Source organism: Morganella sp. Je.2.23, assembly GCF_051129855.1.
Lineage (GTDB): Bacteria > Pseudomonadota > Gammaproteobacteria > Enterobacterales > Enterobacteriaceae > Morganella > Morganella sibonii.
In genome coordinates, this window is the sequence record NZ_JBCPSQ010000001.1 from 274,822 (window position 1) to 289,756 (window position 14,935).

Genomic DNA, 14,935 nt, shown 5'->3' on the forward strand with positions numbered 1-14,935 from the left:
TTCCGTTTTACTGACAGGAAAAACCGGACGTTGCGTCAGGAAATGAGATGAGCCAGGAATATACAGAAGACAAACACATTAAATTCAGAAAAATCAGCAGCGGCCGCCGGTTGCTGGAAGCCGTCCTTATTGTGATCGGGTTGTGCGCCGTCTTTCTGCTGGTTGCCCTTTTATCGTTTAATCCGTCAGACCCGAGCTGGTCCCAGACAAACTGGCATGAGCCGGTGAAAAATCTGGCCGGCAGTATCGGTGCCTGGTTTGCGGATATTCTTTTTTCCGCCTTTGGCATACTGGCTTACACCGTTCCCCCGCTGATGATTCTGGGGTGCTGGTCGGCCTTCCGCAGTAATGAAAATAAAGATTACGTAGACTTTTTCTCACTCTCGATGCGTATCATCGGGGGGCTGACCCTTATCCTCTCATCCTGTGCTCTCGCCTCCCTGAATGTGGATGATATGCAGAACTTTGCTGCGGGCGGGGTGATAGGCAGTTTATTCAGTTCGGCGCTGATGCCGTGGTTTAATGCACTCGGTGCGACACTCGCGCTGCTCAGCCTGTGGGCGGTTGGCCTGATGCTGCTGACCGGCTGGTCGTGGATCACTATCGCCGAAAAAACCGGCGCGGCCGTTCTTTCACCGATTACCTTCCTCACCAATCATTCCCGTGACCGTTATGACGACCAGTATGACGATCAATATTACGACGACCGTGAATATGAGGATGATGACGAATACGATGATGACGAAGACGCTGATGAGCAAAAAGCGCACAGCAGCGTACCGCAAACAGCGGCTGCCGCAGCGGCACTGACTGCCGTTGCGCCTGACAGTGATGCACAGACTCAGACAGCACAGTACCGTGAATACGATGATGAGGATGATGTGTTGTTTTCCGCGCCGAATGCGGCGGAACTGGCTAAGCAGACTCATTATGATGATCCCGCTGAAAACACAGACCCGCTGCTGACACCGGAATACCCTGTTTCTGCATTCCCGGAAACCGTGAATGAACCGGTGGTGCCTGCAGTACAGCATATCCCCGCACAGGCACCGGCAACAGCGGAACCTGAAAGACAGGAACACACTGAGTCTGCTGCGGATGACGCTGAACACTACCGTTTTGATGTTCCGGACGCTTACCGGACAACGTTTGATCCGAATACGCCGATTCACGTGCCGGATGTTCAGCCTGAACCTGAACCGGCACCGCCGCAATGGGAAAACCCGTACGCAGAAAGCGGCCGCACTGAACCGGTCTTTACGTTCGGTTTACCCGGTTCTGCGGATTTGGATGATAACAGCAGCGCGCATCTGAGTTCCGCTGCTGCCGCAGCGGCAGCTTTTGGTGCGGCACAGGTCAAACAGGGGCTGGGCCCTGAACTGCCGCGTCCGAACCCGGTGCGTCTTCCGACCCGGCGTGAACTTTACGGCATCCGTATTCCGTCTCAGCGTGATGCGGAACTTGAGCGTCTGCGCCGTGAGCAGGATGAATTTGCGCAGCAGCATCAGCCGGAACAACCGGCAGCACAGACAGAGCCGGATGAAGACGACGTATTACAGGCGCGTCTGCGTGATGAGTTTATGACGCAGCAGCGCAGCCGCTATGGTGATGATGATACGGATATGTCGCCGGCAGCAGAGCCGGCGCAGGCAGTAACTGCCCCGGAAGTCACCGCGGGAACCTCCTCTGCCTTTATCCCTGCGTCGTCTGCCTATCAGACTCCGGTTAATCATCACTCTTTTGCCTCCGTATCACCGGTGGCGGATGTTCACACTGTGACAGCAGAAGACGATGAGGACGCGCAGGAATCTGAGCGCCTTCAGGCTCAGTTTATGCAGATGCAGCAACAACGTTACAGTGGGCAGGCTGATGCAATTTTATCAGACCTGGCCGAACTGAAGGCATTCTCCCCGGTGGACGATCTGGTCGACCCGGAACCGGCAGAGCCGCTGTTTATCCCGACACCGGTCACCGCGCCTGTTGCTGAACCGGCTCCGGTTTATCAGGCACCACAGACGCCGGTACAGAGCGCTGAGCCTGTTGCCGCACCGCAGCAGAATCCGGCACCGGTCAGTTCACAGGAAACACAGTTACAAAAACAGATGGAAGAGAGCCTGTTCCATCCGTTCCTGATCCGCAATGATCAGCCGCTGCCGAAATCCACCACGCCGATGCCGTCTCTTGATTTACTGGCCTCACCGCCGGATACCATTGAGCCGGTGGATGAATTCGCTATGGAACAGACTGCACGCCTGATCGAAGCGCGTCTGAATGATTTCCGTATCAAAGCCCGCGTGGTCGGTTATGAACCGGGGCCGGTGATCACCCGTTTTGAACTGGATCTGGCACCGGGCGTGAAAGCCTCGCGTATTTCTAACCTGTCCCGTGACCTTGCGCGTTCACTCTCCACTGTTGCGGTTCGTGTGGTGGAAGTGATCCCGGGCAAACCGTATGTGGGCCTGGAACTGCCGAACGAAAAACGTCAGACCGTCTATCTGCGTGAAGTGCTGGATTGTGACGAGTTCCGCGACACGCCGTCGCCGCTCTCGGTGGTGCTGGGGAAAGATATCTCCGGTCAGCCGGTGGTGGCGGATCTGGGTAAAATGCCGCATCTGCTGGTTGCCGGTACAACGGGCTCCGGTAAATCAGTCGGCGTAAACGCCATGATTATCAGTATCCTGTATAAAGCGAAACCGGAAGACGTCCGCTTTATCATGATCGACCCGAAAATGCTGGAACTTTCTGTTTATGAGGGCATTCCGCACCTGCTGACCCAGGTGGTAACCGACATGAAAGACGCCGCCAATGCTCTCGGCTGGTGTGTGGCGGAAATGGAGCGGCGCTATAAACTGATGTCAGCGCTCGGGGTGCGTAACCTCGCGGGTTATAACGAAAAAATTCTGATGGCGGAATCCATGGGACGGCCGATTCCGGATCCGTTCTGGAAACCGACAGACAGCATGGAAATGACGCACCCGGTTCTGAAAAAAGAGCCGTATATCGTGGTCATGGTGGATGAATTTGCTGACCTGATGATGACCGCCGGTAAAAAAGTGGAAGAACACATTGCCCGCCTGGCGCAGAAAGCTCGTGCAGCAGGTATCCACCTGGTACTGGCGACGCAGCGTCCGTCTGTGGATGTGATCACCGGCCTGATTAAAGCCAACATCCCGACCCGTATTGCCTTTACTGTATCCAGTAAAATTGACTCCCGGACTATCCTCGACCAGGGCGGTGCGGAATCGCTGCTGGGGAACGGGGATATGCTCTATCTGCCGCAGGGGGCTAATGCGCCGCTGCGTGTTCACGGCGCGTTTGTCCGTGACCAGGAAGTCCATGATGTGGTGAATGACTGGAAAGCCCGCGGGCGTCCGGAATATATCGATAACATCACCCGTGGCGGTGAGGACGGCGAAGGCGGCAGTTCTGTCAGCGGGGAAGATCTGGATCCGCTGTTCGATCAGGCGGTACAATTCGTCACAGAAAAACAGCGGGTGTCCATTTCCGGTGTCCAGCGTCAGTTCCGGATCGGTTATAACCGGGCGGCACGGATTGTGGAAGAAATGGAAGAACAGGGCATTGTCAGTGAACCGGGCCATAACGGCAACCGTGAAGTCCTGGCACCGTCCTCAAATAACTTTTAATGACACCGCTGCCTGAAAAGGCGGCGTCTGATTTATCCGAACGCATCATCAGGAATGCATACATGAAAAAGGTGTTTATCACAGCCTGCCTGCTGGCAGGTGCCGCAGTCAGTGCAGCACATGCAGATACCCGCAGTGACCTTCAGTCGCGTCTGGGAAAAGTGAACAGCTTCCATGCGAATTTCGCGCAGACCGTCACTGATGCTGACGGCGCACTGGTTCAGGAAGGAACAGGGGATTTATGGGTAAAACGCCCGAACCTGTTTAACTGGCAGATGAGCGCCCCGGATGAAAGCGTACTGGTTTCTGACGGCAAAACACTGTGGTTCTATAACCCGTTTGTTGAGCAGGTCACCGCCACCTGGCTGAAAGATGCCACACAAAATACGCCGTTTATGCTGATCACCCGCAATGATCCGGCAGACTGGCAGCAGTACATGGTGAGTCAGCGTGGTGACAGCTTTGAGCTGAAACCGAAAACCAACAACGGCAATCTGAAATTATTTACTATCACTGTAACTCCGGACGGTATTATTCAGCAGTTTGCCGCCGTTGAGCAGGATGGCCAGAAAAGCAGCTATCAGCTCAAAGGTCAGCAGAGTACTGATGTGAATATGAATAAATTCACCTTTACACCGCCGAAGGGGGTTACGCTGGACGATCAGCGTCAATGAGGCGTCAGTGACTAACTTTTCTCTCGATTTCTCGCAAAACGATTATCAGCCTCTGGCCGCCAGAATGCGGCCGGGGACGCTGGAACAGTACATCGGACAAACTCACCTGCTGGCAGAGGGCAAACCACTGCCGCGGGCTATCCGCGCCGGGCAGCTCCACTCCATGATCCTGTGGGGCCCGCCCGGCACCGGAAAAACCACCCTGGCGGAAGTGATTGGTCACTATGCGGATGCGGATATTGAACGCCTGTCAGCGGTGACTTCGGGGATCAAAGAGATCCGCGAGGCCATCGAGCGGGCGCGTCAGAACCGTAATCTGGGGCGCCGTACCATTCTGTTTGTTGATGAAGTGCACCGCTTCAATAAAAGTCAGCAGGACGCGTTTCTGCCGCATATTGAGGACGGTACGGTCACCTTTATCGGTGCCACCACCGAAAACCCGTCGTTTGAGCTCAACTCCGCACTGTTATCCCGCGCCCGTGTTTATCTGCTTAAATCCCTGTCTCCGGACGATATCGAAGCGGTTCTGATTCAGGCGCTGAATGATACTGAACGCGGCCTGGGCGGACAAAATATCGTCCTGCCGGATGAAACCCGCAAACTGCTGGCCGAACTGGTCGCCGGAGATGCCCGACGTTCGCTGAATGTGCTGGAAATGATGGCGGATATGGCCGAAACCGGGGCTGACGGCAAACGTGTGCTGACCACTGAACTGCTGAAAGAAGTCAGCGGTGAGCGCAGTGCCCGTTTTGATAACAAAGGCGACCGCTACTACGACCTGATCTCCGCGCTGCACAAATCAGTGCGCGGCTCGGCACCGGATGCGGCACTTTACTGGTACGCCCGGATTATCACCGCAGGTGGTGATCCGCTCTATGTTGCCCGCCGTCTGCTGGCGATAGCATCGGAAGATGTCGGTAATGCCGATCCGCGCGCTATGCAGGTCGCGATTTCGGCCTGGGACTGCTTTACCCGCGTGGGACCGGCAGAAGGTGAACGGGCGATAGCCCAGGCGATTGTTTATCTTGCCTGCGCACCGAAAAGCAACGCCGTTTATACCGCATTCAAAGCCGCCATGCGTGACGCAAAAGAAGGGCGGGATTACGATGTGCCGGAACATCTGCGTAATGCGCCGACCAAACTGATGAAAGAAATGGGGCTCGGCAAAGAGTACCGTTACGCGCATGATGAAACGAACGCGTATGCCGCCGGAGAGGTCTATTTTCCGCCTGAAATGCGTGATACCCGCTACTATTTTCCGGCAAACCGGGGGATGGAAGGCAAAATCGGCGAGAAACTCGCCTGGCTTGCTGAGCAGGATCAAAATAGCCCGATAAAACGCTACCGTTAATGCCGCTGTTGCGGTAAGGTGTGAAATGTAAGAATAGGTAAATGGCTTAAAACACTCAGAATGTTCATCCTGCATACAGTGCGGGTTTCCGGGCGGATTAAGACGTTTCACAGTTGCGTTAATAACAGCCGCACTGCCGGAAAGCAGGAAAACACTTTTCGCCGGTTGCATCTCCGTTACTGACACTCACGTTATAACAACAAGCACAGGAATAGCATGCTCGATCCAAATTTACTGCGTAATGAGCTGGACGCGGTTGCCGAAAAACTGGCTCGCAGGGGTTTTACCCTGGATGTGGACACGCTGCGCACTCTCGAAGAGCGCCGCAAGGTTTTACAAGTTGAAACTGAAACTCTGCAGGCTGAACGCAACTCCCGATCGAAGTCCATTGGTGAAGCGAAAGCCCGCGGTGAAGACATTGAAGCAGTGCGCAGTGAAGTGAATCTGTTAGGGGATAAACTGGATGCTGCCAAATCTGCGCTGGATGAAGTGCAGGCTGAGTTACGCACCATTGCTCTGAATATTCCTAACCTGCCGGCAGACGAAGTGCCGTTTGGTAAAGATGACAGCGATAACCCTGAAGTCAGCCGCTGGGGTACACCTAAGCAGTATGATTTCGAAGTGCGCGATCACGTTTCACTGGGTGAAATGACCGATGGTCTGGATTTCCCGGCTGCCGTCAAACTGACCGGTGCGCGTTTTGTTGTGATGAAAGGCCAGATTGCCCGCCTGCATCGCGCTATCGCACAGTTCATGCTGGATCTGCACACGGAACAGCACGGTTATCAGGAAATTTATGTTCCGTATCTGGTCAATCAGGATACGCTGTATGGCACGGGGCAGTTACCGAAATTTGCCGGTGATCTGTTCCATACCAAACCACTGGAAGAAGAAGCGGAAACCAGCAGCTATGCGCTGATCCCGACAGCAGAAGTGCCTGTCACCAACCTGGTCCGTGACGAGATCCTGGATGAGGCTGATTTGCCGCTGCGTATGACTGCACATACCCCGTGCTTCCGCTCCGAAGCCGGTTCTTATGGCCGTGATACCCGCGGTCTGATCCGTATGCACCAGTTTGATAAAGTTGAGCTGGTTCAGATTGTTCACCCGGAAAAATCCATGGAAGCGCTGGAAGAACTGACCGGTCACGCCGAGAAAGTCTTACAGCTGCTGAACCTGCCATACCGTAAAGTGCTGCTGTGCACCGGTGATATGGGCTTCGGTTCCCGTAAAACCTATGACCTCGAAGTCTGGGTTCCGGCGCAGAACACTTACCGTGAAATCTCATCCTGCTCTAACTGCTGGGATTTCCAGGCGCGTCGTATGCAGGCACGCTTCCGCGGTAAAGATGATAAAAAACCACAGCTGGTTCATACCCTGAACGGCTCCGGTCTGGCTGTAGGCCGTACCCTGGTGGCTATCATGGAAAACTATCAGCTGGCTGATGGCCGTATCGAAATTCCGGAAGTACTGCGTCCGTATATGAGAGGTCTGACACATATCGGCTGATTGCCGGTGAGTTGTCACTGATCTGATAAAAATCCCGCCGGTGAAAACCAGCGGGATTTTTTATGCCGGCAAACAATCACAATGTATTAAACACCTTTCTGGCAGCTTCAAAGCTTTCCCGGCGCAATGACGGGATCTCATTACCCCACAGCGGGTTATGCGGTACCATAAAACCACTATGTTCAAGCGTTCGGATCACGGTCCGCAGGCCATTAATATCTTCTGCCAGCAGTATTTGCGGTAACTCGCCCAGTGGCTCCGGCAGGAAAAAGGTAACAGGGAAATTAGCACTCATCTCGGAAAAAGGGTTAGTGGCATCCATACTGTGATGTACGACTTCTCTGCCGTCCTCACAAAATAAAGCCGAATTAATCAGCGGGATCAGAGCGGCGATTCTCGGTGTGTTATTACCGAGGCGGGGATCTTCTCTCTCCAGTAATTCTTGGTGGATAATCTCTTTTGTCGACCCGCGGCGCAACAGATAAGATCGTTTTTTCGCAAATGCGTCTGCGCTGACATCCGGGTTATGCGGAATGTCCAGACTGCCGAAATCTTCAGTGCGGGGTGCAACAATCATCAGGTCATAGTCGGCCGTCAGTGGTTTATTTAGCTGCGGGGAACAGAGAACACGTACTTGTGTATCATCTTTCTGTACATAAATGGCATAGGTATCATCTGCGGCCGGTTTGGCGGTGAACAGATGCGGGTGACCATGAGGCGACTTAGCTTCGAGCGTGATAAATCCGTTTTTATCCGGCTGATGGCGGGTAAGTAATCCCATATGAACCAGTTCGTTAATACGTGAATCGGTTATTTGCAGAATATTTTCGCTGGCGTGACCATCCCGCAGGCATTCTGCAACCTTTTTGTCCATCAGTTCAGTTTTATGTTTCTCACCGCATAGTTTGCTGTAAAACTGATTAACCGGAATAAATCCGGCCATTGGTCCCCAGTTGGCGCTTTTCCCCTTGATAGTAAAATTCTTTGTCGGATAACCGGCACTGATAAGACCGGTTGCGGTTGTCTCGACCGGACGGAAGCTGATCACCAGTTGCTGTTCTTCAGCTAATGCCTGAAGCGGGGCAAGATGTTCTGTGGCAATGCCGGTCTGAGAAATAACAGCCTGCCGTTCTGTTATCAGCCCGGGGAATGCGGCTGTGGTACCGGAAGGCCGGGGAGATGGTATATCCGGCGTACTGACAGATGCGGATAAGGAAGGTGAGCCTGTGATTCTGAACATGTGTTAATTATCCATTGTGATCAAAACGTTCAGGATAAAAAACTGGCAGGAAAAAAGTGTCAGAAAACAACCGGAGATAAAAATAAATTAGATCAAGGGCTGACTCTATTTTCTGTATCTGATAAACCGGTGGTTATTTATACACAATATTCAGATCTAATGTCGCATTTGCCGTTCCGGGCGCAATTTCGGCGGCAGTCTGGCGATAATACCCTCTGAAATTTAAGGTCAGGATACCGTCATTCTTCACTGTGCTGACAATCGTGTTTGTTTTATTCAGTTCTAATACCCGCCATACGCCGTCAGCCGCTTTATATTCCGTTTCAATACCGACTCCTGATGCGGCATCTGTTGCCGGAGCAATTGCCAGTAAGTTGCTTTTTCCGGATACCGTGGTACCGGCCGGATTAATTATCACAGGAATATCTGACGGGCATTCCAGAACAATATTCCAGTCAACCTTATCACTGACTGAATCAGGTTTGCTTCCCAGTCCGGTATTACTCAGATAAACATCATTCAGCTTCACATTAACGACGGAAGAGGATAGCAGCGTGCAGGTGCCGGGCTGAATACGACCTGAGATCTTATAAATTGCGTCATAAGCTGCGGCATTGAAAGACAGACACAGAACCGCAAAAAGACAGGCTGATTGTTTAATTATTGCTGACATCACTCATTCCTTATTTATTTTCCACAACGAATGTCACGGATGCATTTGCTTTTCCGGTCGTGGCCTTTGCGGCCAACTGCTTATAACGGGCCCGGAATTTCAGATTGTTTGTCCCGGCCTGAGTCTGTTTCATGGCAAGAAACTGATTGATTTTATTGGCGTCAGCCGGCTCCCAGCGGTTAGTTTGTACGGAAAAATACTCAATCTGGATTGCCATGCCGGTGGCTGCACCGGTGATCTTATCTAATTCAAATGATCTGTTATCTGACGCAGCTGCTCCCTGAAGTGAACCGGCGATCCGGCTCATACTGCTGTGGCAGTTAAAAATAAGTTCAAATTCAGTCCAGTCAGTGGTGCTGCCGGCGGGAAAATTACTGCCGTTACCGGTTAATAACCACGTTCCCAGCTCAACATTGGTATTATGGGTTGTAATATCACATGCCGGTATTTTAATGGAACCGCTGTAATTCACTTTTACATTCGTATCCGCCGCGGAATATGACGATAAAAACAGCAGGTATAAAAAAACAGAGCGTATTATTTTCATTATTTTTACCTGTTATTTATAGATAAGAGTAATTGTTGCCTGCGCATTCCCTTCAGTGGCTTTGACATCTTCCGATAATTTTACATATTTAAAATCCAGATATTTTGTGATGGTCTCTTAGGTACTGTTGCCGGTTTTATAAAACGGATACTGATGTGCCGAACCGGTTTTTTTATCACCACCTAATTTATAGGGCTCTGATTTTTCCGGTTCGAATATCTGTACCGCAAATCCCGGATTGGTATTGTGATTTTCAAGAAAGAGGGTATCAGTATTGATGTTTCCGGAATGCAGGTGGTCACCGAGTGTAAAATAGACATTCATCCCCGCGTCACATTTCACGGTAAGCCCGGCACGGGCATGGCCAAAATTCTGACCCACTTTTAATTTTCTGACCGCCGTCAGCTCATGAGTACCGAGATCAACCGACTGGGTTTTATTGGTGACATTACAGGTTTCTGCTTTCTGTGTGGCTCCGTTACTGCGTACGGATAATTCTATCGGCATGCTTACGGATGAGTTGTAAAACATACAGGAGATCTTCACCAGACTGACCTCCTGTGAAACTTTTGTCGGCACTAATGTTTTTTGGGTCTTCACATAAATGCCTTTTACTTCAAATACTATATTACTGTCTGATTTATTCAGTGAAACGCTTGTCTGGTTTTCAGTGACAGGATGCCAGGCTGATGTGCCTTTTTCACGTACAGCGAGTGCCACGCCGACACCTTCAAGGTATGTCTTAAACACCGGATAGCGTTTTCCGTCGTCAGACAGTGTCACGCCGGTTGTGGTATAGCCGTTATTGCTGAAGCGGTAAGTATCCGGCGCTATGCCCGAATCACAATTTATTGATGAACTTAAATCCTGCCAGTTACCGAGCATTGTTCCGACGGGCTGTTGTTGTGCGGGGCTGTCAATGGTGACACTGACCATATGAGCAATGTCGTAATAGGCACCAGCCTGAAAGGAAAGCAACCCTGCACACAGACCGGAAAATAAGTATTTTGTATAGTTCATCGTTATATCTCTCAATGACAGGTAACAGGGACAACCGGCAGATGCTGCTCAGTCTGTGATTGGGTCAGCTGATAGGCGGCACGGCACTGTTTGTCCGGGCTGTTGCCCCACTGAATATTTATCCGGCCTTTTTCCGGCATACCGCTGAGGTAGACATCACCGTTCTCATCAGCAATACCGGTGCTGTTGTCGTTGCCGTCATTCTGCTCTGACGATGCAACCGCACCAAACGGTACCGGTGAACCGTCTTTGGTGACCGTAAAGAGGATGCGGTAGCCCACATGTGTCTGATAATTGATTACGACGGCAGCACCTTTGGTCGGCACAACACTGACAGTGTTTGATTTCAGTTCCACATTGGCCGGCAGACTGCTGACATCCAGGGCGATTTCATTTTTTGTATAGGCATTCAGGTAAGGTACGATCGCATAGCCGCGCCGGTCAGTAGATACACCGCTGCGGTTGGTCACGGCGACATTTTCCGCACCCGGTGCACGGGCGATGGCAAATGCGTCATAGACCGGCTGTGATAATGTGACGCCGTAAGGATGAGCGATAACTGCTCCGGTTAAGCCGTAATTCAGACGCTGTGAGTTTTTGTCATAGCTGTACCCGGCATTGGCGACACCGTAACTGCCCCGGTAAGAGGCTGAGGCATTACCGCCCGCGCCGGTACCTTTATTGGCATAGGATTGCTGTACGGAATAACTGAAACGGTTATCGCCGGATAAGTTGCCGCTGATACCTGCCATCATATCGCTGCGTCCGCTGTTATCTGTTGTTACTGAGGTATTAAAGCTGGCATTACTGCCTGCTGCCGTAGTTAACGGAATACTTACGGAAAATGAAAATTGGTTATCTGCTTTATGCTGATAAGCATTATCTGAATAGCTGTAGCTGAGGTTATAACTGATCCCCTCATAGCTGTTGTTGTATCCGGCACCGGCTGAACGCTCTTTACCGGCACGGTTCCGGTAATCCTGCTGATAGGCACTCAGGTAAACGCTGCCGTATTCATCCAGCGACTGGCTGATTGTTACCTGTAAGCGGTTCTTTTTACTGTCACGGTACAGCTCTGCGCGGTTCTTATTGGCCTCTTCAAAGGAATAGTAACCGTCTGTGGAATAGCGGTAATTTGCCAGGGTAACGGATGTGCCTGTGGTCATCATATTCTTTGAATACTGAACACGGTAAGAGCGGCCGCTGTCACGGGATTCACTGCCGCGTAACTGACGGGTGCCGGCATGGGTGACATCGGCGGAAAACGCCCCGAAATTCCCCATATTGATACCCGCTCCGGCAGCCAGGGACTGATAGTTATCCGCCAGAATTGTGCCGGTATAGGCGGTGACGCCTTTCGGCAGGCCATAAATCAGGGTACCCTGAAAAAAATCCGGCTCTTTGCCGTCACCCGCAGCTCTGAATTTACCGCCGGTCAGGGAATAACGTAACTGTCCCTCACGCTGCATAATGGCAACGGACGAGAAAGGTACGATACTGGTACGTTCTGTACCGTCAGCTTCTTTGATAACCAGGGTTAAATCACCGTTGGTGCCTGTCGGGTGGAGATCGTTTATTTCAAATGCACCCGGTGCAACATACGTCTGATAGATAACATAACCGTTCTGTCTGACGGTCACTTCTGCATTTGACTGAGCAATACCACGAATCACGGGGGCAAAGCCTTTCATGGCATCGGGCATCATGGATTCATCACTTTGCAGTTGTAATCCGCGGAACTGAAAGCCGTCAAAAATATCGCCGGGGGTGGATGAATCGCCGATAATCAGCCGTGATTTTATGAAGTTGATACCACGTTCCAGGCTGGTATCAATATTCTGCCATTTCTTTTCACCGGCGCTGACTGAATACGCTGAATAATTGTTTATGCGCCATGCCCCGAGATTCAGGCCGCTGCGTAAATTAAGATAATGGGCATCGGTATCCGGAGTATGGTTATTGTGATTATTTGAACCGCTGTAATAGTAATTCAGGATAAATGCGGTGACCCCGTTTTCCCATTGTGCTTCGGGAATACCACCGGCAACGGTATTATTCATGGCTATCTGCGGAACAGAGATCAGCAGACGCTGATGGTTAATTTCCGGTGTAACCGATGCATCCGGAATATAGCGGCTGACAGCGGTGATTTCCTGCTCCGGCGGCAGTGCGGCCAGCTCAGGGAGAGCCTCAGTATTAATGCCCCATAATGCCAGATCGGCTTTGGTCAGAACCGGTGTCAGGCCATTGTTGTTGCTATTTTTGGTAAAGGTAATTGTGCGGGCATCAGTAACAACACCGTTAACAATAATATCCACATGATAATCGCCCGGCAATTGTCCGCCCGGTGCCGCAAATTGATCCAGACTCTGAAGATCTGCGATATTCTGCCCTTCAGTCATGCTGAGTGAATTAACGCTGAAATAGTCTCCGGCAAAAGAAATACTGCTGCCGGCACTGAAAACCAGCGCGGTAACGGTAACAGCAATTCTGTTTAACCGAAAACGGTATCCGGCATTATCAGCATTCCGATAAGGCATTTCACAGGTGAACTTCATTGTTTTAATCTCTGTGGCGTGATGAATAATAAATAACTATCCGGCGATTAATTTAATGACTGAGTTTTATTTTCTGTTATTGACCCGTAATCATTAACGGCATTCCAGGTCACACTGTTTACCTGAATACCATTTATATTCCATGATGCGGTTCCTTTCGGCGGTACCATTCCGGAATGCTCAATTTCCTGATTGCCGGCTTTTAATTCACCAAATGACACATAATAAGGTGTCGGGTTTGTGGCCTGTAATACATTGTCTTTCTTTTCAAAATGCAGCTGTGTATAGGCAGTAGCTGCATCTGCGGACGGTAATCCGGCCGGGCGGTAAATCAGCTTTATTTTGTTATTGACTGAAATAGTCAGATTATTTGTCGCCGCAGGATCTGACGGCGGAATAGATTTTACATTCAGCCAGTAAACAGATTCTCTGTCTTCCGGAAGTCCCGGTGACGTTAATACAACCCGTACGGTATTCGCTGATTCCGGCTCAATTCTGAACAGCGGCGGTGTCACGGAAAAAGGTGGTTTAGCCGTATTATTATCATCGAAGTTATTTATCCATGACTGAACAAGATAAGGTGTTTTTTCATCGTTTCTGATGGTAATGGAGGCTTCTTTTTTATTACCTTCATAAATAACGCGGGTTCCGCCCAGAACAACGCTTGCATTAGCCGCAGAAACTGCGGTGCTCAGAAGAAATAACGTAATCAGTGATTTTTTCATAATGAACTCCGGTAAAAAGAGGGAGCAGGCGCCCCCTTCAAAAGTAATTACTGGTTGTACTGGACGGTAACGGTAACATCAGCATTTGCGGTGCCGGGTGTTACTGTATCTGCGGTTGTCATATAACGGGCGTAATAGGTTTTCTGGCCTCTGTTATCTTTACCCAGCGTAATACCGTCGGCTTCGGTGTTCGGGCGGTAAAAGGTTTCGCTGGTGGCACTGCCGGTAATACCGATGCCGACGCCGGTTGCGTTATCGACTTTATACAGGTCGGCATTATCTGCATGCTCTGTGCCGCCGAACGTAACGCGGGCTTTACCCAGTGTTGCCGGGCATCCGCTCAGGCCGATAGTGAACGGGGTGGCCTCTGTTTTTTCACCGCTCTTTGAGAATGCCTGCGTCATCCAGGTACCTAACTGCACAGTGCCTTCGGTTTTATTCTCATTATTGGTTTCCACCTGGCAGGTGGAATCAATAAACTGGCCTTTAAAGTGGATCATACCGGTTGTATTGACATTCTCTGCGGCAAAGACATTACCGGAAAATGAAGTTGCAACGACAGATGCAATTAACAGAGTTTTTTTAACGCTCATTGAAAACCTCGGTAGTATTTAAAGTAAATTTGATTATCAGTCGGTTATTTAATTAAGGTGTCACGATGTGCATATCATGCCTTTCGTTTAACTCGTAATAATTGTATTGAGCTTTATTGATCAGATCTATTTGAGCGGCGATGTGCTTTAGTTTTTGTTTAGATTGCGGATTAAATTACCCCGGGTACTGTGAAATGATGCGTCTTGTGAATTAATAAACTAAAATTACGGCATTTATCAGATTTAAACTCTGATTTATTGTTTATTTTCAGTCCTTGATGTTGCTTGATAACTGAAACAAAGGATAAACGAGTTGTTCAGGAGCACTATTGCAACAGTGAAATTTCCGGAAAAAAGACCATTCACTCTTCAGATAGCATTACGGAAAATAACGTGGTTTA

At 50.5% G+C, this 14,935-nt stretch carries 11 protein-coding genes; 4 read left to right on the forward strand and 7 right to left on the reverse strand.

Features of this window, described 5'->3' with window-relative positions; genetic code table 11:
* Positions 1-47: 47 nt before the first annotated feature.
* The 4 genes from AAZR23_RS01320 to serS all read left to right on the forward strand — a co-directional run bounded on the left by AAZR23_RS01320 (position 48) and on the right by serS (position 7,178).
* Complete coding sequence (locus tag AAZR23_RS01320) at positions 48-3,644, forward strand: DNA translocase FtsK 4TM domain-containing protein (protein WP_434690034.1); 3,597 nt, start codon at positions 48-50, stop codon at positions 3,642-3,644.
* A 62-nt stretch (positions 3,645-3,706) separates the two neighbouring features.
* Positions 3,707-4,318 (forward strand): outer membrane lipoprotein chaperone LolA, encoded by a 612-nt coding sequence (lolA, locus tag AAZR23_RS01325; protein ID WP_046893830.1) that lies wholly within the window; start codon positions 3,707-3,709, stop codon positions 4,316-4,318.
* Positions 4,319-4,325: 7 nt separating this feature from the next.
* Positions 4,326-5,669 carry a replication-associated recombination protein A gene (locus AAZR23_RS01330; protein WP_434690038.1) on the forward strand — a complete coding sequence of 448 codons (1,344 nt, stop codon included), beginning with the start codon at positions 4,326-4,328 and terminating at the stop codon, positions 5,667-5,669.
* Between the two features lie 216 nt (positions 5,670-5,885).
* Positions 5,886-7,178 (forward strand): serine--tRNA ligase, encoded by a 1,293-nt coding sequence (gene serS, locus AAZR23_RS01335; RefSeq protein WP_434690040.1) that lies wholly within the window; start codon positions 5,886-5,888, stop codon positions 7,176-7,178.
* Positions 7,179-7,254: 76 nt separating this feature from the next.
* Here serS and AAZR23_RS01340 read toward each other — a convergent pair whose 3' ends face one another.
* From AAZR23_RS01340 to AAZR23_RS01370, 7 genes are all read right to left on the reverse strand, one after another.
* Positions 7,255-8,418: a CyaA/EF/ExoY family adenylyl cyclase toxin gene (locus AAZR23_RS01340; RefSeq protein WP_434690042.1), complete on the reverse strand. Its 1,164-nt coding sequence runs from the start codon at positions 8,416-8,418 to the stop codon at positions 7,255-7,257.
* A 133-nt stretch (positions 8,419-8,551) separates the two neighbouring features.
* A complete protein-coding gene (locus tag AAZR23_RS01345; RefSeq protein WP_434690044.1) occupies positions 8,552-9,091 on the reverse strand; it encodes a fimbrial protein in 540 nt (179 codons plus the stop codon).
* Between the two features lie 10 nt (positions 9,092-9,101).
* Positions 9,102-9,638, reverse strand: coding sequence for a fimbrial protein (locus tag AAZR23_RS01350; protein WP_434690045.1), 537 nt, complete (start codon positions 9,636-9,638; stop codon positions 9,102-9,104).
* 117 nt (positions 9,639-9,755) lie between these two features.
* Positions 9,756-10,658: a hypothetical protein gene (locus AAZR23_RS01355; protein WP_434690047.1), complete on the reverse strand. Its 903-nt coding sequence runs from the start codon at positions 10,656-10,658 to the stop codon at positions 9,756-9,758.
* Between the two features lie 11 nt (positions 10,659-10,669).
* Positions 10,670-13,198, reverse strand: a complete 2,529-nt coding sequence (locus tag AAZR23_RS01360) for a fimbria/pilus outer membrane usher protein (protein ID WP_434690049.1) — start codon at positions 13,196-13,198, stop codon at positions 10,670-10,672.
* A 65-nt stretch (positions 13,199-13,263) separates the two neighbouring features.
* Entirely contained in the window at positions 13,264-13,941 is a 678-nt protein-coding gene (locus tag AAZR23_RS01365) for a fimbrial biogenesis chaperone (protein WP_434690051.1), read from the reverse strand.
* A gap of 47 nt (positions 13,942-13,988) precedes the next feature.
* Entirely contained in the window at positions 13,989-14,534 is a 546-nt protein-coding gene (locus AAZR23_RS01370; RefSeq protein ID WP_046893838.1) for a fimbrial protein, read from the reverse strand.
* Positions 14,535-14,935 lie beyond the last annotated feature (401 nt).

Coding starts and splice junctions, on each gene's coding strand:
- AAZR23_RS01320 (WP_434690034.1), top strand. CDS start 48: ATGAGCCAGGAATATACAGAAGACAAACACATTAAATTCAGAAAAATC.
- lolA (WP_046893830.1), top strand. CDS start 3,707: ATGAAAAAGGTGTTTATCACAGCCTGCCTGCTGGCAGGTGCCGCAGTC.
- serS (WP_434690040.1), top strand. CDS start 5,886: ATGCTCGATCCAAATTTACTGCGTAATGAGCTGGACGCGGTTGCCGAA.
- AAZR23_RS01340 (WP_434690042.1), bottom strand. CDS start 8,418: ATGTTCAGAATCACAGGCTCACCTTCCTTATCCGCATCTGTCAGTACG.
- AAZR23_RS01345 (WP_434690044.1), bottom strand. CDS start 9,091: ATGTCAGCAATAATTAAACAATCAGCCTGTCTTTTTGCGGTTCTGTGT.
- AAZR23_RS01350 (WP_434690045.1), bottom strand. CDS start 9,638: ATGAAAATAATACGCTCTGTTTTTTTATACCTGCTGTTTTTATCGTCA.
- AAZR23_RS01355 (WP_434690047.1), bottom strand. CDS start 10,658: ATGAACTATACAAAATACTTATTTTCCGGTCTGTGTGCAGGGTTGCTT.
- AAZR23_RS01360 (WP_434690049.1), bottom strand. CDS start 13,198: ATGCCTTATCGGAATGCTGATAATGCCGGATACCGTTTTCGGTTAAAC.
- AAZR23_RS01365 (WP_434690051.1), bottom strand. CDS start 13,941: ATGAAAAAATCACTGATTACGTTATTTCTTCTGAGCACCGCAGTTTCT.
- AAZR23_RS01370 (WP_046893838.1), bottom strand. CDS start 14,534: ATGAGCGTTAAAAAAACTCTGTTAATTGCATCTGTCGTTGCAACTTCA.